Source organism: Streptomyces sp. NPDC002779 (assembly GCF_042888685.1).
In the GTDB taxonomy this organism is placed as follows: domain Bacteria; phylum Actinomycetota; class Actinomycetes; order Streptomycetales; family Streptomycetaceae; genus Streptomyces.
Map to the genome: position 1 here is coordinate 275,210 of NZ_JBIAQC010000008.1, position 20,391 is coordinate 295,600.

18 protein-coding genes are annotated in these 20,391 nt (G+C 71.7%); 4 read left to right on the forward strand and 14 right to left on the reverse strand.

Going from position 1 to position 20,391, the window contains the following annotated elements; translation table 11 throughout:
- Positions 1–6: 6 nt before the first annotated feature.
- Complete coding sequence (locus tag ACFYW5_RS23970; RefSeq protein ID WP_389419105.1) at positions 7–1,029, reverse strand: oxidoreductase; 1,023 nt, start codon at positions 1,027–1,029, stop codon at positions 7–9.
- 66 nt (positions 1,030–1,095) lie between these two features.
- On the opposite strand from ACFYW5_RS23970, the gene ACFYW5_RS23975 reads away from it, so the two are divergent.
- On the forward strand, positions 1,096–2,034 hold the full coding sequence (locus tag ACFYW5_RS23975) for an FAD-dependent oxidoreductase (RefSeq protein WP_389419106.1): 939 nt from the start codon (positions 1,096–1,098) through the stop codon (positions 2,032–2,034).
- Positions 2,035–2,040: 6 nt separating this feature from the next.
- On the opposite strand, the gene ACFYW5_RS23980 is transcribed toward ACFYW5_RS23975, so the two are convergent.
- The 3 genes from ACFYW5_RS23980 to ACFYW5_RS23990 all read right to left on the reverse strand — a co-directional run bounded on the left by ACFYW5_RS23980 (position 2,041) and on the right by ACFYW5_RS23990 (position 7,016).
- The gene (locus ACFYW5_RS23980; protein WP_389419107.1) at positions 2,041–3,744 is read right to left on the reverse strand and encodes a BCCT family transporter; all 1,704 of its coding nucleotides are present in this window, start codon (positions 3,742–3,744) and stop codon (positions 2,041–2,043) included.
- Positions 3,745–3,831: 87 nt separating this feature from the next.
- The gene (locus ACFYW5_RS23985) at positions 3,832–5,079 is read right to left on the reverse strand and encodes a M14 family metallocarboxypeptidase (protein ID WP_389419108.1); all 1,248 of its coding nucleotides are present in this window, start codon (positions 5,077–5,079) and stop codon (positions 3,832–3,834) included.
- Positions 5,076–7,016 (reverse strand): Xaa-Pro dipeptidyl-peptidase, encoded by a 1,941-nt coding sequence (locus ACFYW5_RS23990; protein WP_389419109.1) that lies wholly within the window; start codon positions 7,014–7,016, stop codon positions 5,076–5,078. The genes ACFYW5_RS23985 and ACFYW5_RS23990 overlap by 4 nt, the downstream gene beginning before the upstream one ends.
- A gap of 189 nt (positions 7,017–7,205) precedes the next feature.
- Here ACFYW5_RS23990 and ACFYW5_RS23995 point away from each other — a divergent pair, with 189 nt between their 5' ends.
- Positions 7,206–8,699, forward strand: a complete 1,494-nt coding sequence (locus ACFYW5_RS23995) for a M1 family metallopeptidase (RefSeq protein ID WP_389419110.1) — start codon at positions 7,206–7,208, stop codon at positions 8,697–8,699.
- Positions 8,700–8,791: 92 nt separating this feature from the next.
- Here ACFYW5_RS23995 and ACFYW5_RS24000 read toward each other — a convergent pair whose 3' ends face one another.
- Entirely contained in the window at positions 8,792–9,031 is a 240-nt protein-coding gene (locus ACFYW5_RS24000; RefSeq protein WP_389419222.1) for a hypothetical protein, read from the reverse strand.
- A 25-nt stretch (positions 9,032–9,056) separates the two neighbouring features.
- Positions 9,057–10,523 (reverse strand): amino acid permease, encoded by a 1,467-nt coding sequence (locus ACFYW5_RS24005; RefSeq protein ID WP_389419111.1) that lies wholly within the window; start codon positions 10,521–10,523, stop codon positions 9,057–9,059.
- 254 nt (positions 10,524–10,777) lie between these two features.
- Between ACFYW5_RS24005 and ACFYW5_RS24010 the strand changes: the two genes are divergently transcribed.
- Positions 10,778–11,500 (forward strand): MerR family transcriptional regulator, encoded by a 723-nt coding sequence (locus tag ACFYW5_RS24010; RefSeq protein ID WP_389419112.1) that lies wholly within the window; start codon positions 10,778–10,780, stop codon positions 11,498–11,500.
- A gap of 13 nt (positions 11,501–11,513) precedes the next feature.
- Here ACFYW5_RS24010 and ACFYW5_RS24015 read toward each other — a convergent pair whose 3' ends face one another.
- The 4 genes from ACFYW5_RS24015 to ACFYW5_RS24030 are packed head-to-tail and all read right to left on the reverse strand — an operon-like array spanning position 11,514 to position 17,248.
- Complete coding sequence (locus ACFYW5_RS24015) at positions 11,514–13,682, reverse strand: 3-hydroxyacyl-CoA dehydrogenase NAD-binding domain-containing protein (protein WP_389419113.1); 2,169 nt, start codon at positions 13,680–13,682, stop codon at positions 11,514–11,516.
- Between the two features lie 41 nt (positions 13,683–13,723).
- The gene (locus ACFYW5_RS24020) at positions 13,724–14,938 is read right to left on the reverse strand and encodes an acetyl-CoA C-acetyltransferase (protein ID WP_389419114.1); all 1,215 of its coding nucleotides are present in this window, start codon (positions 14,936–14,938) and stop codon (positions 13,724–13,726) included.
- Between the two features lie 40 nt (positions 14,939–14,978).
- Positions 14,979–16,121, reverse strand: a complete 1,143-nt coding sequence (locus ACFYW5_RS24025; RefSeq protein ID WP_389419115.1) for an acyl-CoA dehydrogenase family protein — start codon at positions 16,119–16,121, stop codon at positions 14,979–14,981.
- Positions 16,118–17,248, reverse strand: a complete 1,131-nt coding sequence (locus ACFYW5_RS24030) for a CaiB/BaiF CoA transferase family protein (protein WP_389419116.1) — start codon at positions 17,246–17,248, stop codon at positions 16,118–16,120. The genes ACFYW5_RS24025 and ACFYW5_RS24030 overlap by 4 nt, the downstream gene beginning before the upstream one ends.
- 281 nt (positions 17,249–17,529) lie before the next feature.
- Here ACFYW5_RS24030 and ACFYW5_RS24035 point away from each other — a divergent pair, with 281 nt between their 5' ends.
- Positions 17,530–18,708, forward strand: a complete 1,179-nt coding sequence (locus ACFYW5_RS24035; RefSeq protein ID WP_389419117.1) for a saccharopine dehydrogenase family protein — start codon at positions 17,530–17,532, stop codon at positions 18,706–18,708.
- A 3-nt stretch (positions 18,709–18,711) separates the two neighbouring features.
- Here the strand turns inward: ACFYW5_RS24035 and mmpA are convergent, their stop codons facing one another.
- The 4 genes from mmpA to ACFYW5_RS24055 form a co-directional block, all read right to left on the reverse strand.
- Positions 18,712–18,888, reverse strand: a complete 177-nt coding sequence (gene mmpA / locus ACFYW5_RS24040) for a morphogenic membrane protein MmpA (protein ID WP_389419223.1) — start codon at positions 18,886–18,888, stop codon at positions 18,712–18,714.
- Positions 18,889–18,978: 90 nt separating this feature from the next.
- Entirely contained in the window at positions 18,979–19,188 is a 210-nt protein-coding gene (locus ACFYW5_RS24045; protein WP_389419118.1) for a hypothetical protein, read from the reverse strand.
- 95 nt (positions 19,189–19,283) lie between these two features.
- On the reverse strand, positions 19,284–20,021 hold the full coding sequence (locus tag ACFYW5_RS24050; protein WP_389419119.1) for an endonuclease V: 738 nt from the start codon (positions 20,019–20,021) through the stop codon (positions 19,284–19,286).
- A gap of 28 nt (positions 20,022–20,049) precedes the next feature.
- Complete coding sequence (locus ACFYW5_RS24055; protein ID WP_389419120.1) at positions 20,050–20,379, reverse strand: plasmid stabilization protein; 330 nt, start codon at positions 20,377–20,379, stop codon at positions 20,050–20,052.
- Positions 20,380–20,391: the final 12 nt, after the last annotated feature.

The window sequence follows — 20,391 nt, forward strand, 5'->3', positions numbered from 1 at the left end:
CTCGTCTCACCGGGCCATGGCCTCCACCAGCACGCTCCCCGAGCTCCGCGCCACCACGTAGGACTCCCCCTTGACCGCCTTGGCGTCCAGGACGATGCGATGGCGGCCGGCCTCCAGGACGCCGTCGAAGACCTCGTGGGTGTGGGTGCGGTAGAGGCGGTCCCGGCGGTACGCGGTCAGCTGGACCCGGCACGGCGAGGTGACCTCCACGCCGGCCTCGCCGTCCACCGCGACCAGGCGGGTCAGCCGGCGCTGCTGCACCGGGCTGCGGTCCAGGGCGTTCTCTATCTGGGCGACCAGCAACGGGACGATCGGGGCCAGACCATGGACGTAGGCCACCTCGACGCCGGCACGGTCGAAGACCCGGCGTACGGCGGCACGTTCCTGCTCGGTGGCCCCGCGGCCGAAGGCGACGGCGCCGTAGCCGCGCAGTTCGTCGGGGGGCACGCCGTCGGCGTCGCGGGTGATGTCGGCGCCGATGCCGATGGTGCGCAGGGCGGCGGCAAGCTTGGCCGGCAGCGCGACCCGGGCGCCGATCAGCAGGACGCGGCGGCGGGAACCGGCGGGGGCCGCCGCGAGGAGGGCGGCCAGCGCCGCCCGGTACTCGGCACCCCGGAAGCGGAAGGGCCCTATGCCGTGGTAGCCGTTGCGCTCCAGATCGGCGCGCTCGTCGGTCTGCCAGGCGAAGTCCCGCCAGATGAAGTCGTCACCGGACCGGTCGATGGCGGCGGTGACCGCGCCGCACGCCAGGCTCTCGCACTCGGGGCAGCCGTAGATGACGTACCGGCCGTCCGGCAGCGGTGGGTCCGCCTCCAGCAGGAGGCTCTGGACCTGGGCGGTGAAGATCGCGGGCGGTACGTCGGAGGCGAGCGGGGAGACGGCGTCGAGGTCGGAGAGCTGGAACAGCAGCGGGCGGCCCTCGACGATGAAGTCCACGAAGTCCCGGTGGACTTGGTAGTCACCGTTGGCGAGGACTCCACCGGCACGCATCGCCGGTGCCAGGTCGAAGGTCGCGTACTCGGCAGACATGCTGTGAGTATCCCCAGCACGGGGGTGATGTGAGCACGGCATGGCACATTCCGCTACCGTCCCGGGGTGGAGAAGCGGCGGAACGACGAAGTCATCGTGGTCGGCGGCGGGGTCATCGGACTGACCACCGCCGTGGTCCTGGCCGAGGGCGGGCGCCGGGTGCGGGTGTGGACGCGCGACCCCGTCGAGCGGACCACCTCGGCGGTCGCGGGCGCGCTGTGGTGGCCGTACCGGATCGAACCGCTGGCCCTGGCGCGGCAGTGGGCGCTGCGGTCCTTCGATGTCTACGAGGAGCTGGCCCGGAGCCCCGAAGCCACCGGCGTACGCATGGTCGAAGGGGTACTGGGCGAAGGGGAGCTGGACGGGGCGGACGCCTGGGCGGCCCGGCGGGTGCCGGGGCTGCGGGCCGCGCCGGACGGGGCGGGGCTGTCGGCCCGGCTGCCGCTCATCGACATGTCGACTCATCTGCCGTGGCTGCGGGACCGGTTCCTCGGCGCGGGCGGGGAGATCGAGGCGCGGAAGGTGTCCGCGCTCACGGAGGCGCAGGCGCCGGTCGTGGTCAACTGCACGGGGCTCGGGGCGCGGGAACTGGTGCCGGATCCGTCCGTGCGGCCGGTGCGGGGGCAGTTGGTGGTCGTTCAGAACCCGGGGATCGACACCTGGGTCACCTCCACCGACGCCTCCGGCGAGATGGCGTACTTCTTTCCGCAGCCCGGCCGGCTGCTGCTGGGCGGCACGGCGGAGGAGGGCGCCTGGTCGCTGGAGCCGGACGCGAAGGTGGCCGAGGCGATCGTGGCGCGGTGCGCCGAGCTGAGGCCGGAGATCGCCGGGGCGCGGGTGCTGGACCACCGGGTGGGGCTGCGGCCGGTGCGGGACGCGGTCCGGCTGGAGCGCGAACTCCTGCCGGACGGACGGACCTTGGTGCACAACTACGGCCATGGCGGCGCCGGAGTGACGGTGGCCTGGGGCTGCGCGGAGGAGGCGGCCGCCCTCGCCTCCCGCTGAGCGCGCTCAGGCGTGGTCGTGGCCCAGCGGGTCGCCCTCCGTCTCGGTGCCCGGGCCGGGGCCGACCTTGATCTCGAAGTCGCCGTCGTACTTGCGGTGACCGGCGATCACGGCCAGGGCGACGGCTTCGCTGCCCATCTCGCGGCGCACGATGACGGGATCCCGGCGCAGATCGCGCAGCAGGGCGACGCACATGCCGATCATCACCAGGACGAAGGGCGCGGCGGCCAGGATCGTGAGGTTCTGCAGGCCGGTGAGCGCGTCACCCTGGCTGCTGCCGACGAGCAGCATGATGGCGGCGACGGCGCCGGTCACCACGCCCCAGAACACCACGACGAGACGGCCGGGTTCGAGCGCGCCCTTCTGGGAGAGGGTGCCCATCACGATGGACGCGGCGTCGGCGCCCGAGACGAAGAAGATGCCGACCAGGAGCATCACCAGCAGGCTGGTGGCCGTGGCGATGGGGAACTCCTGCAGCACGCCGAAGAGTTGGCCCTCGGGGGTGTCCTCGCCGCCGAGCGCGCCGCCCTCCTTCAGCTTCATCGCCGTACCGCCGAAGACCGCGAACCAGACGAGGCTGACGGTGCTGGGCACGAGGATGACCCCGCCGACGAACTGCCGGATGGTGCGGCCCCGGCTGATCCGGGCGATGAACATGCCCACGAAGGGCGTCCAGGAGATCCACCAGGCCCAGTAGAAGACGGTCCAGCTGCCCAGCCAGTCCGCGACGCCCTCGCCGCCGCCGGCCTCGGTGCGCCCGGCGAGCTGGGGCAGGTCGCCGAGGTAGGCGAAGATCGACGTGGGCAGCAGGTCGAGCACGATGATGGTGGGGCCGGCGAGGAACACGAACACGGAGAGGATCAGGGCGAGCACCATGTTGGTGTTGGACAGCCACTGGATGCCCCGCTCGACTCCGGAGACGGCCGAGGCGACGAAGGCCAGGGTCAGTACGGCGATGATGGCGACGAGCAGGCCGTCGCTGACGTCGTCCATCCAGTCCAGCTCCTGGAAACCGGACCCGATCTGGAGGGCGCCGAGGCCCAGGGAGGCCGCGGAGCCGAAGACGGTGGCGATGATCGCGAGCATGTCGATGATCCGGCCGCCGGTGCCGTTGGCGTGCCGCTCCCCGATGAGCGGGGTGAAGACGGCGCTGATGGTCTGGCGGCGGCGCCTGCGGAAGGTGCTGTAGGCGATGGCGAGGCCGACCACCGCGTAGATCGCCCAGGGGTGCAGCGTCCAGTGGAAGAGGGTGGTGGCCATCGCCGTCTCCATGCGTTCACCGGAGTTGGCGGGGTCGGTGCCCGGGGGCGGGCTCATGTAGTGCGAGAGCGGCTCGCTCACGCCGTAGAACATCAGGCCGATGCCCATGCCCGCGCTGAACATCATCGCGACCCAGGACACGGTCCGGAACTCGGGTTCCTCGCCCTCGGCACCGAGGTGGATGCGGCCGTAGCGGCTGACCGCGAGCCAGAGGGCGAAGACCACGAAGCAGGAGGCGGCGAGCATGAAGGCCCAGCCGCCGTTGTGGATCAGGCCGTTGAGCATCTTCGTGGAGACGCTCTGCAGCGAGTCGGTCGCCGTCGAGCCCCAGATCACGAAGGCCACGGTGATGACGGCGGTGACTCCGAACACCACGCGGTCGGTGTGGTGGGGGCCGGGAGGCTCCGAAGGGCCTTCCCGGCCGCCCCTTTTCTTCAGGTCTTCCGTCATCTGCGGCACCTTTCAATGGAATCCGCGGGTATGCCCTATCTGCGCATCCCCTACGGCCTACCACAGGTGCCGTCCGTCAGGGCCGTTTCAGCAGTCGGTGTCGGGCTCCGCCGCCGTGAGGTGATACGGGGCGCGGGCGTCGAGGAGCAGCGGGACCAGGGCACGCAGCGACTGGCGGAGCGGGACGTAGGTGCCCCGGGTGCGCACTCCGTGCAGCGCCAGTTCGTCCTTCAGTTGGGCGTACTGATCGTCCGTCAGCCGGTAGCCGCAGGGCGGGTCCTGGATGGTCTCGGCGGGCTCGGCGGGGTCGTTGTCCGCGCCACCGACGAAGACCGGTCCGGTGTCGCGCCAGCCGGCGAGATGGGCGGCCGCGGTCGCCGCGTCGACCTGCCGTCCCCGCTCCCCCGCGAAGGAGAACAGGCCCCGAAGGGCGGAGAGTTCGGAGTGGACCCGGCGCAGGTTGTTGACCGGCTCCGGCACCTCGGTGAGGGGTTCCACCCGGCTCTCGATGAGCAGGCCCACGGTGTGCTTGATTCCGGACATGTTGCGCAGGATGCGCTCCTGACCGTCCCCGGCGACCTGCCGGACGGGTTCACCCGTGACGGGGTCGGTCCAGATGCCGTAGGTGCCGGTCGTGTAGCCGTCGGCCCGGGCCGCGGGCCGCACGAAGTCGAGCGAGAGCGTCCGTGCCTCCTGGTGCACGGCCGGGGCCGTGTTGAGGTTGCGCGGCCACAGGTCGAACAGGTCCTTGTCGTAGTAGGGCGGTGTACCGCCGTACTCGTGCAGGTCGTAGACCACGTCCGGCCTGCGGTCCCGGATCACCGCGGCCAGGGCCCGGCCCTCGGCGGTCCTCAGGGCGAGGTGGTCGCGGTTGATGTCGACGCCGTCGCTGTTGCCGCGGGTGTTCGCGGCCCGGCCGTCGGGGTTGGCGGTGGGCACGACGAGCACGGTCGTGCTCCGCAGCAGGCGCCGGGTGCGCTCGTCGTCGCCGTACGCCAGGTCGCGGATGGTGGTCAGGCATGCCTCGCGGCCCGAGGGCTCGTCGCCGTGCTGGCTGCACACCAGCAGGACGGTGCGGGTGGTCGGGCGGGTGCCGATGCGCACGAGCTGGAGCGGGCGGTCCTGGTCGGTGGTGCCGATCCGGCTGACCGACACCCGGTCGCTCGCCTCGTCGACGGCGGCGAGGAAGTCCTGCTCCTCCGGCTGGCTGGTCCAGCGGGCGCCGCCCGACTCCTCGAAACCGGTGCGGGGCGGGGTGTCCGCCGCGTGCGCCGGAACCGACAGCAGGGGTGCGGCGAGGGCGGCCGCGATCACCGCGGCGATACGGGACTTCACGAGGCCTCCGGGATGCGCTGGGCGGTGCGCGGCTCGCGTACGCCGTCGAGGACGGCCTCGCTCGGGGCGGCGGTCGCGCCGGAGACGGCCTTGCGGAAGGCGTCGGCGCCGCCGACCAGCGGCACACGGGCCGAGGTGCGGGACAGGTCGAGCGTCAGCGTGGGGGTGGTGGACGGCGGTTCGATCAGGTCCCGGTCGGTGCCCGCGACGATCAGGGCGAGCCGGTGGCCGGCCGGGACGACATGGTCGGTGGCCGCCAGATCGAGGGTGACGGTGTACGGCGTGCCGGGGGTGAGGGGCGCTCCCCCGTACGAGGCGAGGTCGCCCCAGCCGCGGCTGAGGATCGTGTAGTCGACGTCGGCCGTCTTCGCGGCGGTCTCCTTGAAGCAGGCGCTGTCGCCGGTGCTGCTCGCGCCCCAGCAGGTCCGCTCGGTGAGGGTGGTGATGCCCTCGCCGGCGCCGGCGTAGTCGCGGATGGTGTCGGGGCCGAGGTCCACGAGGACCGCCGACAGGTGGGCCGTGGCGGTGGTCGGGGTCGCGGTGACGGTGACCTTGGAGGAGCCGGACAGCCGCAGGTCGCGGGTGAGCGGTCCGGTGACGAAGCCCGCCTTGTCGGGGGTGGGCCGGTCGATGTGGGCGGCCCAGTCGGTCTCGTCGCGCGCGGGGTCGTCGGTGAAGGTCTCGGTGCCGGTGCCGCGGGTCAGGCCGAGGGTGCCGACGCCCTCCTCGGCTCCTTCGGCGGGCCGCAGGGTGGTCTTCTCGGTGCCGCGCGGGGGCCAGACGTCCGAGGTGACCCACTGGTCGGGCCGGCGCTCGATGTCGGCCATCGGTTCGTCGTCGATGCCGTTGTCGTAGCCGAGGAGTTCGTGGTCGAACCAGCGGTGCAGGGTGTTCACCCATTCGGCGCGGCGGAAGTCGAAGGGGTCGACGTGTCCGACCTGGGAGAGCCAGATCTTGCGCTCGACGCCGTTCCTGGCGAGCGCGTCCCACCACTGACCGAAGTGCTTGGCGCGGACGTTGAGGTCCTGCATGCCGTGGATCACGAAGACGCTGGCCTCGACCCGGTCGGCGTCCGGCACGTAGTTCCGCTCGCTCCACAGCGGGGTCCAGTCGCCGGTGCGCGGGGCGCCGGCGACGATCTTCTGCTGCACGGCGGCGCAGCGGGCACGGGCGTCGGGGCTCTCGACGTAGTTGGACAGCCAGTCGGGGCCCGAGTCGAAGAGCGGGGCGCCCTGGGCGAAGTAGTAGTCGTACCAGGAGGAGATGGCGCCGATGGGGACGATCGTCTCCAGGCCCTCGACCCCGGTCGCGGCGACGCCGTTGGCGATGGTGCCGTCGTAGCTCTTGCCGATCATGCCGGTCTTGCCGTTGGTCCAGTTCGTGGCCTTGGCCCGGGTGGTGCCGGTGCGGGTGGTGTACGCCTTGGCGCGGCCGTTCAGCCAGTCGACGACGGCCTTGGCGGACTGGACGTCGGAGCGCCCGCCGACGTCGACGCAGCCGTCGGAGCGGTTGGTGCCGGCCAGGTCGACGCCGACGAAGGCGTAGCCGCGGGGCACGAAGTAGTTGTCGTAGAACAGCGGCATCTGGACGACGTCGCCGTCCGCGTCGTACGTCTTCTTCTGGCTCTCGTTGCCCCGTCCGCAGCAGGAGTAGTAGGGGCTGGCGTCCATGATGACGGGCACCTTGCGGCCCTTTTGCGCGGGTTCGCTGGGGCGGACGATGTCGACGGCGACGCGGTCGGTGCGTCCGTCGGCGTCGCCGTCGAGTCCGGTGTCCACCCAGACGGCCTCGCGGATGGCGGCGTCGTAGGAGTGGACGGGTTCGCTCGTGCGCGGGGCTGCCCCGGCCGTCGCGGGTGAGAGGAGGGTGGCCATCAGGGCGGCCGTGGCCGCCGTCGCGAGCGGTCTCCAGATCATGAAGCGCGTGCGTATCGGCATGCGCGGGACGCTACCTCGGCCAACTCCCGTACAGAAGAGGGCAACAGGAAGCCGGAATGGTCACCGGGTCTTGTGGGTTCGTGTCGGCCGAATGGCGATCGTGTGACAGCCGGGCCGGTGGACACGGGCGGGGCACAGGGACTGAATAGGGTTCGAACAGCCTTCGGTCCCCTACGACTTGGAGCTTTCGTGCACCGCAGATTCTTCGCGCCGGGCGCACTCGCGGCGGCCTCCGTACTGCTGGCGATCCCGGCATCGGCCGCGAGTTCCGCCCCCGGCGCCCCGGGCATCGGCGACCCCTACTACCCGGCCTACGGCAACGGCGGATACGACGTCTCGCACTACGACCTGCGCCTGAAGTACGAGCCCGCGACCGACCGCCTGGAGGGCACCGCGACCCTGCTGGCCCGCACCACGCAGGACCTGTCGCGGTTCAACCTGGACTTCCTGCTGGACGTCGGCGAGGTGCGGGTCAATGGCGCGAAGGCGTCGTTCACCACCTCCGGCGAGCACGAGCTGGAGGTCACCCCGAAGAACCCGCTGGCCAAGGGCTCGCCCCTGACCGTCGTGGTCCGCTACAGCGGGGTGCCGTCCAGCGAGCAGGCGTACGGGTTCACCAGCTGGCACCGCACCGCGGACGGCGGGGTCGCCGCCAACGAGCCCGAGGCGGCCTGGTGGTGGTTCCCGAGCAACGACCATCCGCTCGACAAGGCCACCTACGACGTCTCGGTGCAGGTCCCGGACGGCACCCAGGCCATCTCCAACGGCACGCTGCAGTCGACGAGTTCACGCCTCGGCTGGACCCGCTGGAACTGGCGTTCCAACAAGCCGCAGGCGACGTACCTCGCCACGCTCGCGGTCGGCAGGTTCGACATCACCACCGGCCGGACCGAGAGCGGGATCCCGGTCGTCAACGCCTACAGCAAGGACCTGGGCGACAACGACGGAGCGGCCCGCGCCAGCATCGAGCGGACCGGGGAGATCGCCGACTGGCTGAGCGAGTACTTCGGGCCGTATCCCTTCAACGCGCTCGGCGGCTATGTGCCCAACACCAGCACCCGGTACGCGCTGGAGACGCAGACCCGGCCCTTCTACAGTCCGGTCCGGTTCGCGAACGGGACCAACACCTATCTGGTCGTCCACGAGCTGGCGCACCAGTGGTACGGCAACTCCGTGTCGGTCGCCGGGTGGAAGGACATCTGGATCAACGAGGGCTTCGCTCGCTACTCCGAGTGGCTGTGGTCCGAGCACGAGGGCGAGGGCACGGCGCAGGAGATCGCCGACTACGTGTACGCCACGCGCGCGGCCGACGATCCCTTCTGGACGGTGCGGCCGGGTGACCCGGGGCCGGACAACCAGTTCCACATCGCCGTCTACGACCGGGGCGCGCTGGCGCTCCAGGCGCTGCGCAACGAGATCGGGGACGAGGACTTCTTCGCGATCCTCAAGGGCTGGACGGCGAAGTACGCCCACGGGAACGCGTCCGTGGCCGACTTCCGGGCGTACGCCGAGCAGGTGTCCGGGCAGCCGCTGGCGGCGTTCTTCGACACCTGGCTGTACCAGCCGTCGAAGCCGGCCGCGCCCGCGGCGCGTGCGGCGTCCATCGCGCGGGAGGCGTCGGCTCCGGCGCAGCCCAAGTCGTGGCAGAAGATCGCGGCGACGGGCGACGTGCACGAGCACTGACCGGTTCCCCGGTCACCCGGGAGCCGTTCACCCCTCGACGCCGGTCGAGGGGTGAACGGCTCCCACCGGCTCGGCCTCCGCGAGCGCACGGCTCAGCGCTGCCCGTCCCCGTGGTCGTAGACGGTGACGGGTATGCCCCGGCGCCCCAGCCGCTCGGTGATCACGCGCCGGCCGATCAGGTTGGCCACCCAGAGGCACGGCTCGACCTGGACGAACTGGGCGGCGCCCAGGCCGAAGTCGTTCGCGGCGCGGTCCCGGTGCCAGGCGCGGTACGTCTTGTGCCCTCTTCCCTTCGCCGACGGTACGGGGGCGTCACCCCGGAACTGGACGATCTCCGACGTGACGCCGCCGTAGGCGCTACTCGGTGAGCGCGGCCAACTCCTGTTCCTGGGTCTTCGCCACCCGGCGGCGGATGCCGAACCAGCCGGTCACCAGCATCGCGGCGATCAACGGGATGAGCAGCAGGGTCTTGCGGCCGACCTCGGGGTCGTTCCACATCAGGCCGAGCACGGCGAGCAGGAAGGCGATCGTGACGATCTCCGTGACCGGGCTGCCGGGGAGCCGGAAGGAGGGGCGGGCGACCAGGCCGGCCTTGGCGCGGCGCACGAACACCAGGTGGCAGATCATGATGATCACCCAGGTGCTGATGATTCCGAGGGAGGCGACGTTCAGCACGATCTCGAAGGCCTGGCTCGGCATCAGGAAGTTCAGGCCGACGCCGAGCACACACACCGCGCAGGTCAGCAGGATGCCGCCGTAGGGCACCTGGCTGCGGTTCATGCGGGCGGTGAACTTGGGCGCGGAGCCCGCCATGGCCATCGAGCGCAGGATGCGGCCGGTGGAGTACAGGCCGGAGTTGAGCGAGGACATCGCGGCGGTGAGGACCACCAGGTTCATCACGTCTCCGGCGCCCTCGACGCCGATCTTCGACAGCACGGTGACGAAGGGGCTCTCGTCGGCGGAGTAAACCGAACCGGGCAGCAGCAGGGCGAGCAGGACGACCGAGCCGACGTAGAACAGGCCCACCCGCCACATGATCGAGTTCACCGCGCGCGGGACGACCTTCTCCGGCTCGGCGGTCTCGCCGGCGGCGACGCCGACCAGTTCCAGGGCGGCGTAGGCGAAGATCACGCCCTGCATGACCAGGACGACCGGCATCAGGCCGTGCGGGAGGACACCGCCGTGGTCGGTGATCACGCTCAGGCCGGGCGTGGTGCCGCCCACCTCGTGCTGGGTGGCCAGCAGGAAGATGCCGACGAACATGAACGCCACCAGCGTGGCGACCTTGATGATCGCGAACCAGAACTCCAGCTCGCCGAAGATCTTCACCGAGATCAGGTTCACCGCCAGCACCACCGCGAGGGCGATCAGGGCGAGCACCCACTGCGGGATGTCGGTGAAGGCGCTCCAGTAGTGCGTGTAGAGCGCGATGGCGGTGATGTCGGCGATACCGGTCGTGGACCAGTTCAGGAAGTACATCCAGCCCGCGACGTAGGCGCCCTTCTCACCGAGGAACTCGCGCGCGTACGAGACGAAGGAACCGGAGGAGGGCCGGTACAGGACCAGCTCACCGAGGGCCCGTACGACGAAGAAGGCGAAGATCCCGCAGACCAGGTAGGCGATGGCCAGCGCCGGTCCGGCGTTGTGGAGGCGTCCTCCGGCGCCCAGGAAGAGTCCGGTGCCGATCGCTCCACCGATGGCGATCATGTTGACGTGGCGGGCCTTGAGGTCCTTGCTGTAACCGGCGTCGCCCGCATCCGCGGGCGCCTGGGCCGCCAGGGTGGGGGGTGCGGCCTGTGCCGTGTCCACGGCGTCCTTGCTCACGGGGGTACCACTCTCTGGTGCGCCCGAGCGGATCGCGCTCGGGTGTGCCGGACGTACGTTTGGCCCGCGCCCTCGGTAAGAGCACAGACCAAGGCGCCACTTTCCCTCATGGGCGGCGGCTCACGCGGTGGCGGAGTTCACAGAGCGGTACATCTCACATGATCCGCACATGACGTCCCGGGGAACTCCCCGTGATCGGCACCGTGCGCCCGGGCAGGTGTCACAGCAGTGGTGAGACAGCGATACTGCTGCACATGAAGACCGACGCCGAGGACCCCACCCTCACCATCGACGAGCTGGCCGCGCGGGCGGGCGTCACGGTGCGTACCGTGCGGTTCTACGGCACCAAGGGGCTGCTGCCGCCGCCGGTGATCGGTCCGCGTCGGGTGGGGCACTACGGGCCGGAGCATGTGGCGCGGCTGGCGCTGATCGAGGAGCTTCAGCAGCAGGGGATGACGCTGGCGGCGATCGAGCGGTACATGCAGCGCCTGCCGCCGGGGCTGAGCCCCGACGATCTCGCCATCCACCGGGCCGTGGTGGCCTCCTGGGCCCCGGACGCCGTGGAGACGGTGACGCGCGCGGAGCTGGAGCGGCGGGCGGGGCGGGAGCTGGCCGACGAGGACGTGCGGCGGCTGGCCGCGATGGGCGTCGTCGGGGCCGACGGGGAGAGGTTCCGGGTGGACGTCGGGCTGCTGCGGCTCGGGGTGCGGCTGCTCGACATGCCGCTGTCGCAGGACGCGATCCTGGCCGCGCGGAAGGTGCTGATCGACCACTCCCGGGCCGCCGCGCACGAGCTGTCACAGCTGTTCCGCGGCGAGGTCTCCGAGCGTGCGGCCCAGGACGTGAAGTCGCTCTCGTCCGATATGCAACCGCTGGTGGTACAGGCGCTGTTGACCTCCTTCCAGCGGTCGCTGAAGGAGGAGCTGCGGGAGTGGGTCAAGGCGGCGGACCCGTCGGAGACGGACGGGTCCGCCTGAGCCGCGGGGTGCGTCACGCGTCCGTGAACCGCTCCCCCTGCTCCGCCTTCTCCACCAGCAGCGCCGGCGGCAGGAAACGGTCCCCGTAGCGGTCCGCCAGCTCACGCGCGCGTGCCACGAAGCCGGGCAGGCCGCCCTCGTAGCCGTTGATGTACTGCAGGACGCCGCCCGTCCAGCCGGGGAAGCCGATGCCGAAGATCGAGCCGATGTTGGCGTCGGCGACCGAGGTCAGGACGCCCTCCTCCAGGAGGCGGACGGTGTCCAGGGCCTCCGAGAAGAGCATGCGTTCCTGCATGTCCCTGAACGGGATCTGGGCGCCCTCGCGGGTGAAGTGTTCGCGCAGGCCGGGCCAGATCCCCACCCGCTTGCCGGTCTCGTCGTAGTCGTAGAAGCCCGCTCCGCCGCTGCGGCCCGGCCTGCCGAACTCGTCGACCATCCGGTCGATCACGGCCTCCGCGGGGTGCGTCGGCCAGGTGCCGCCCGCCTCTTCCACGGCCCGCTTGGACTCGTTGCGGATCTTGCGCGGGAGCGTGAGCGTCAGTTCGTCCATCAGGGAGAGGACCTTGGCCGGGTAGCCCGCCTGGGCCGCCGCCTGTTCGACGGAGGCCGGCTCGATGCCCTCGCCCACCATCGCGACGCCCTCGTTGATGAAGTGGCCGATGACCCGGGAGGTGAAGAAGCCGCGCGAGTCGTTGACCACGATCGGGGTCTTGTTGATCTGGCGCACCAGGTCGAAGGCCCTGGCCAGCGCCTCCTCACCGGTCCGCTCCCCCTTGATGATCTCGACCAGCGGCATCTTGTCGACCGGCGAGAAGAAGTGCAGTCCGATGAAGTCCGACTGCCGCTCCACGCCTTCGGCGAGGGCGGTGATCGGCAGCGTGGAGGTGTTGGAGCACAGCAGCGCGTCCGGCTCGACGAGGTGCTGGATCTCCTGGAAGACCTTGTGCTTCAGCTCCGGGTTCTCGAAGACCGCCTCGATCACCGCGTCGCAGCCCGCCACGTCCTGCGGGTCGGCCGTCGGCGTGATGCGGGCCAGCAGCGCGTCCGCCTTCTCCTGGGTCGTACGGCCCCGGCTCACGGCCTTCGCGCAGAGCTTCTCGGAGTAGCCCTTGCCCTTGACGGCGGCTTCCAGGGCCACGTCCTTGAGGACGACGTCGATGCCCGCGCGGGCGCAGGAGTACGCGATGCCCGCGCCCATCATCCCGGCCCCGAGGACGGCGACCTTGCGGACCTGGCGCGCCTCGACGCCCTTGGGGCGGTTCGCGCCGGAGTTGACGGCCTGGAGGTCGAAGAAGAACGCCTGGATCATGTTCTTCGAGGTCTGTCCCGCGGCCAGTTCGACGAAGTAGCGCGCCTCGATGACCTGCGCGGTCTCGAAGTCGACCTGGGCGCCCTCCACCGCCGCCGCGAGGATGTTGCGCGGGGCCGGGTAGGGGGCGCCGCCCGTCTGCTTGCGCAGACCGGCCGGGAAGGCGGGCAGGTTGGCGGCGAACTTGGGGTTCGCGGGGGTGCCGCCGGGGATGCGGTAGCCGGGCCGGTCCCAGGGCTGCCGGGACTCGGGGTTGGCCTCGATGAAGGCGCGGGCCTTGGCGAGCATGTCCTCGTGGGTGGCGGCCACGTCGTCGACCAGGCCGTTGTCGCAAGCGCGCCGCGGGTCGTACTGGGTGCCCTGGAGGAGGACCTTCAGCAGGGCGTCGGCGATGCCCAGCAGGCGGACGGTGCGGACCACGCCGCCGCCGCCCGGGAGCAGGCCGAGGGTGACCTCGGGGCAGCCGATCTTCGAGCCGGGCGCGTCCAGGGCGATGCGGTGGTGGCAGGCCAGGGCGATCTCGTAACCGCCGCCGAGGGCTGCGCCGTTGAGGGCGGCGACGACCGGCTTGCCGAGGGTCTCGATGCGGCGCAGGTTCCGCTTGATCGCCAGGCCGCCGTCGAACAGCTCCTGGGCCGTGTCGGGGGTGACCCGGATCAGGTCGCGCAGGTCGCCGCCGGCGAAGAAGGTCTTCTTGGCGGAGGTGATGATGACACCGCGGATGGTGTCCTGCTCGGCCTCCAGCCGGTCGGTGACCTGGGCGAGGGAGCCGCGGAAGGCCTGGTTCATGGTGTTGGCGGACTGGTCGGGGTCGTCGAGGACGAGGGTGACGACACCGGTGCGGTCCTGTTCCCAGCGGATGGTGGTGGTCATGAGGGGGTCTCCGTAGAAGTCTCGTGTGGCCGCTGGGGAGTTCAGACGCGTTCGACGACGGTGGCGATGCCCATGCCGCCGCCGACGCAGAGGGTGGCGAGGCCGTAGCGCTTGTCCTGGCGCTCCAGTTCGTCGACGAGGGTGCCGAGGATCATCGCGCCGGTGGCGCCGAGCGGGTGGCCGAGGGCGATCGCGCCGCCGTTGACGTTGACCTTGTCCAGGGACAGGCCCATGTCCTTGACGAAGCGCAGGACGACCGCCGCGAACGCCTCGTTGATCTCGACCAGATCGATGTCGTCGATGGTCAGCCCGGCCTTCGCCAGCGCCTTGCGGGTGGCCGGGGCCGGGCCGGTGAGCATGATCGTGGGCTCGGAGCCGGAGACGGCCGCGGAGACGATCCGCGCGCGCGGGGCGAGTCCGTACCGCTCGCCGACCTCCCGGGAGCCGATGGCGACGAGCGCGGCGCCGTCGACGATGCCGGAGGAGTTGCCCGCGTGGTGGACGTGGTCGATCTTCTCGACCCAGTGGTATTTCTGCAGCGCCACGGCGTCGAAGCCGCCCAGGTCGCCGATGTCCGCGAAGGACGGCTTCAGCTTCGCCAGGGAGTCGGCGGTGGTGCCGGGGCGCAGGTGCTCGTCGTGGTCGAGGACGACCAGGCCGCTGCGGTCCTTCACCGGGACGACCGACCGCTCGAAGCGGGCCTCCTTCCAGGCGGTGGCCGCGCGCTCCTGGGAGAGGGCGGCGTACTCGTCGACGTCCCGCCGGGAGAAGCCCTCGATGGTGGCGATCAGGTCGGCGCCGATGCCCTGCGGCACGAAGTCGACGGCCAGGTTGGTCATCGGGTCGTTGAACCAGGCGCCGCCGTCGCTGCCCATCGGCACCCGGGACATGGACTCCACACCGCCCGCCAGGACCAGGTCCTCCCAGCCCGAACGGACCTTCATGGCGGCCATGTTGACCGCCTCCAGGCCCGACGCACAGAAGCGGTTCTCCTGGACGCCGGCCACCGTGTCCGGCAGGCCCGCGGCGACGGCGGCGATCCGGGCGATGTCGGAGCCTTGGTCGCCGACCGGGCCGACGACGCCCAGCACGATGTCGTCGATCGCGGCCGGGTCCAGGCCGGGGAAGCGGTCGCGGATCTCGTGGATGAGTCCGACGACCAGGTCGATGGGCTTGGTGCCGTGCAGGGCGCCGTTCGCCTTGCCGCGCCCGCGCGGGGTGCGGATCGCGTCGTACACGTACGCTTCGGTGCTCACGAGGAAGCCTTTCGGTGAGGGTCGGCCGGGCGACTGTGCGTCAGCCGAGCAGGGAGCGGCCGATGATCTCCTTCATGATCTCGGTCGTCCCGCCGTAGATGGTCTGGATACGTCCGTCGGTGAAGGCCCGGGCCACGGGGTATTCGCTCATGTAGCCGTAGCCGCCGTGCAGTTGCAGACAGCGGTCGGCGACGCGCTTCTGCAGTTCGGTCGCCCACCACTTGGCCATGGAGGCGTCGACGGCGTCCAGTGCGCCGTCCGCGTGCTCCTCGACGCAGCGGTCGAGGAAGGTGCGGGTGACGGCGCACTCGGTGGCCATCTCCGCGATCTCGAACCGGATGTGCTGCTTGGTGGCCAGCGGCCGGCCGAAGGCCTCGCGCTCCTTGACGTACCGGGTGGTGATCTCCAGCAGGTGCTCCGCGCCCGCGATGGCGGCGACCGCGATGCTCAGGCGCTCCTGGGCGAGGTTGGTCATCAGGTGCACGAAGGCGCCGTTGAGCTCGCCGAGGAGGTTCTCCTTGGGCACGCGCACGTCGTCGAAGAACAACTCGGCCGTGTCCTGCGCCTTCTGGCCGATCTTGTCGAGGTTGCGGCCGCGCTCGAAGCCCTCCGCGCCGCGTTCGACGACCAGCAGGGACAGCCCGTGCGCGCCGCCCTCCGGGGTGGTCTTCGCCACCACGATCACCAGGTCGGCGAGGATGCCGTTGGAGATGAACGTCTTGGAGCCGTTGAGCAGCCAGTGGTCGCCGCGGTCCTCGGCGTGCGTCCGGATGCCCTGGAGGTCGGAGCCCGCGCCCGGCTCGGTCATGGCGATGGCCGTGATCAGCGAGCCGTCGCAGAAGCCGGGCAGCCAGCGGCGTTTCTGCTCCTCGGTGGCGAGCTCGGTCAGATACGGGCCGATGATGTCGTTGTGCAGTCCGAGCGCCAGCCCGGGAGTGCCCGAGCGGGTGAACTCCTCGGCCATGACGGCGCTGTAGCGGAAGTCGGCGGTGCCGCCGCCCCCGTACTCCTCGGGTACGGCGAGGCCGAGCAGGCCCTGCTTGCCGGCCGCGCGCCAGGCGTCGCGGGAGGTGATGCCGTCCTTCTCCCACTGGTCGTAGAAGGGCAGCACCTCCTTGGCGAGGAAGCTGCGCACGGTCTCGCGGAACGCGTCGTGCTCGTCGGAGAAGATCCGCCGCTTCATTCGAGGCCCTTCGTCAGATCGGGTACGTCCCAGTCGCGCGCCACGTCCGCGGTGTCGGCGCCCGGCCGGGCGGGCCCGGAGCGCACGGCGGTGGGGGTGGCGGAGAAACGGGGCGCGGGCGCGGGCTGGGTGATGCCGCCGTGGTCGGTGAAGGTGCCGCGGGCGGCCAGATGCGGGTCGTGCGGGGCCTCGGTCAGCGACAGGACGGGCGCCACGCAGGCGTCGGAGCCGGCGAAGACGTCCGTCCACTCGGCCCGGGTGCGGGTCCTGAAGCGGGCGGTGACCGCCGTGCGCAGGTCGCCCCAGCGGGTCCAGTCCCGGCGGGCGTCGGCGTACCCCTCGAGGCCGAGCAGGTCCAGGAAGGTGTCGTAGAACTGCGGCTCCAGGGCGCCGACCGCCATGTACGCGCCGTCGGCCGTCTCGTAGGTGCCGTAGTACGGGCAGCCCCCGTCCAGGAGGTTGGCGGCGCGGCGGTCCTGCCAGCCGCCGGCGGCGAGCATGCCGTGGATCATCGCGGAGAGGTGGGCGGTGCCGTCCACGATCGCCGCGTCCACGACCTGGCCGGTGCCGGTGGCGCGGGCGTGGTGCAGGGCGGCGAGGACGCCGACGACGAGGTACAGGGAGCCGCCCGCGTAGTCACCGAGGAGGTTGGCCGGGGCGGGCGGGGGCTCCCCGGGGGCGCCGATCATGCCGAGGGTGCCGGTGCGGGCGATGTACGCGATGTCGTGCCCGGCGCGCTGGGCGAGCGGGCCGTCCTGGCCCCAGCCGGTCATCCGGCCGTAGACGAGCCGGGGGTTGCGGGCCCGGCAGGGGTCGGGGCCCACGCCGAGCCGTTCGGCGACTCCGGGGCGGTAGCCCTCGATCAGGACGTCCGCGCGGGCGGCGAGGCCGAGCACGCGCGCGGGGCCGTCGGGGGCCTTCAGGTCGACGATCACCGAGCGCTTGTTGCGGTTGGTGACGTCGTACGCGGGATCGATCGCGAGTGCCGGGCCGCCGGGGCGGTCCACGCGCACGACGTCGGCCCCGAGGTCGGCGAGGAGCATCGCGGCGAACGGGCCGGGCCCGATGCCGGCCAGCTCCACGACGCGTACGCCGGTGAGCGGGCCGTGTCCTGGCGTCATTGCCATCCGGTCCCCAGGGTAGGTGTGACAGTAATGATGTAACACCAAGGATGTTAGGAACTTGCCCCGGCGAGCACAAGAGGTGGGCGAGCAAGCGCTTAGTGAACGGTATCCGGTGGCGGCGGCGCCGGGCGCGACGAGGGCGAACTGGCGTACTTTCTCCCCCTTCTTCGGGGCGTTCCGGTCCACGGCCGTCCGCTGCTTCCCGGGCTCCTCGCCGGGCTCCGCACACCTCACGCTAGCCTCGGCCACCGACAACGGCGCGTGGTGAGGGACCGAGAGGTGTCATGAGCAGGCTGAACGAGGCGGACCGCCCCTACGACATCGTGCTCTTCGGGGCCACCGGCTTCGCCGGGGCGCTCACCGCGGAGTACCTGGCGGCGCACGCGCCCGAGGGGCTGCGCTGGGCGGTGGCGGGCCGTGACGCGACGAAGCTGGAACGGCTGCGGGAGCGGCTGCCCGGGGGCGAGCAGGTTGGTGTACTGCGCGCGGACGTGGCGGATCCCGGGTCGGTGCGGGAACTCGCCCGGCACGCACGCGTGGTGGCCACCACGGTGGGCCCCTATGTGCGGTACGGCGAGGAGCTCGTCGCCGCCTGCGCGGACAGCGGCACGGACTACCTCGACCTGTGCGGTGAGCCGGAGTTCGTGGACCTGATGTACGTGCGGCACGACGCACGCGCGCGTGAGACGGGCGCCCGGCTCGTGCACGCGGCCGGGTTCGACTCCGTCCCGCACGATCTGGGCGCCTGGTTCACGGTCCGGCAGCTGCCGGAGGGGGTGCCGCTGACGGTGGACGGGTTCGTCACCGCGGACGCCATGTTCTCGGGCGGGACGTTCGCCTCGGCGCTGGGGCAGTTCGCGCGGGGGCGCCAGATGATCGCCGCGGCACGGGACCGGCACCGGCACGAGCCGCGCCTGGTGGGCCGCCGGGCCCTCGCCCCCACGGGCCTGCCCCGGTTCGCCGGGGAGGTGGGCGCCTGGGCGCTGCCGCTGCCGACCATCGACCCGCAGATCGTCCGCCGCTCCGCGAAGGCCCTGGACCGCTACGGGCCCGACTTCCGCTACCGGCACTACGCGGCAGTACGGCATCTGCCCGTCGCCGTGGCCGGTGTGGTGGGCGTGGGCGGCCTGGCCGCCGCCGCCCAGCTGCCGCCCGCGCGCCGGTGGCTGTCGGACCGGCTCAGGCCGGGGGACGGGCCGAGCCCTGAGAAGCGGGCGAAGAGCTGGTTCTCGGTGCGGTTCGTCGGACAGGGCGGTGGCCGCCGGGTCTTCACCGAGGTCTCGGGCGGGGACCCCGGCTACGACGAGACGGCGAAGATGCTCGCCGAGTCGGCGCTCTGCCTCGCCTTCGACGAACTGCCACCGACCGCCGGGCAGGTCACCACGGTCACCGCCATGGGCGACGCACTGACCGAACGGCTCCGACGCGCCGGAATCGTCTTCCGGGTGGCCGCGAGCCGCTAGCCCCTACAGGGGCCACTGGGCCACGGTGTAGATCATCCCGCAGATCCACCCGAGCCCCGCCAGCACCGCGAGCACGAGCACGACCGTCACGGCCCGCTCGACGGGCCGCTCGGGATCGGCGAGGGGCTTCGGCGAACGCCTGGAGGCGGTACGCCGGGAAGCCCCCCGCTGAGAGGTCATGCGGTGCGAGGCCACACGGTGCGAAGTCATGCGCCCAGCCTGCCGACCGGGCGGGGCGCGGACATCCGTACGGGTACTCAGACGACGTACTCAGATCCCGGGTGCTCGGTCGACGTGGTCCGCCGGGGGCCGGTCCCCCAGCGCGGCTTCGAGGCGGGCCCGGAGAGCGGGGTCGGGGGAGGCGGCCGCGATCCGGCAGGCGAGCGGGCCGATGTCCCAGCCCGCATGATGGTCGAAGTACGGCGGCGGACCCGCCGCGTTGTGGGCGACCTTGGCCACCTGCTCCGCGAGCCGGAACACCAGCTGGCCCTCGGCCCCGGTCCCGGCTCCCCGCACCCGTCCGAAAAGCCCGCCCAGGGCACCGGGTTGCGCTGGGACTCGAAGAGAGTGCGCCCTCAGGAACGGGTCTTGTCGGCACGCGTGCGTGCGGCGAGTTGCTCGTCCGGTGTCGTCGCCTCGCGCAGGGTCCGGCGGCAGAGGGCGTCTGCTGTGCGGGTGGTTTCCGGGAGGCGGTAGGCCGGGGTGAGGGCGAGGGTGTGGGCGCAGGCCGTGGCGAGGGCGACGCGGTGGCCGGTGGAGACGAAGACGGGTTTCACGGACTCCCGGGTGCGCAGGGCACGGCCGACCTCCTCCGGGCCCGCGAGCAGGGGGGACGAGGATCCTCGGGGCGCGTCCGGCTCGTCGTAGGAGAAGGTGAAGGGGTTCTTGGCGACGCCGATGGTGGGCAGGCCGGTGAGGACGCCGAGGTGGCTGGCGAGGCCGAAGCGGCGGGGGTGGGCGAGGCCGTAGCCGTCGCAGACCACCAGGCCGGGGTCGCAGGAGAGCGCGTCGAGGGCGGCCAGGACCGTGGGGATCTCCCGGAAGGCCAGCAGGCCCGGCACGTACGGGAAGGAGATCCGGCCGACGGCGGTCGCCTCCGCGACGACCTCCAGGGTCGCCGCGTTCAGGACGACGGCCGCCGCCGCCACGACGTCCCGCTCGTCGTCGTAGGCCACGTCGACGCCGGTGACGTGCCCGGTGCCGGGCGGCGGGCCCGGCTCGTCCAGCACCACGCGTGCGCGCAGCTCGTCCTGGACGGCACGGGCCTCTTCCTCGGTGGCGGGCCAGCCCGCGGGGATGCGTACGGTCGTCATGATGCCGACGAGCGTACGGCCCCCTCGGTCAGCTCTTGTCACCCAGGGCGCGCTTGAGCTGGCTCTTGTTCATGTCCGAACGGCCGTGCACGTTGCGGCGCTTGGCCTCCTCGTACAGCTGGTCGTACGTGGGGCCCTGGGAGCCCTTGCCGGACCGCTGGCCGCCCCGCTTGCCGGACGACATGTCCTGGGTCGAGGTGCGGCCGGCCGTCTTGGACTCGCCGGAGCGAGCGCGTTCCTTGTTCACCGTGCGGGCGGCGATCTCCTTGGCCCGCCCGGTGCTCTCGCCGCGCTCCTGCGCGCTCTTCTTGATGTGCTCGTACTGGCGTTCCCGCTTGGGACTCGAACCGCTGGGCATGTGCGCTCACTC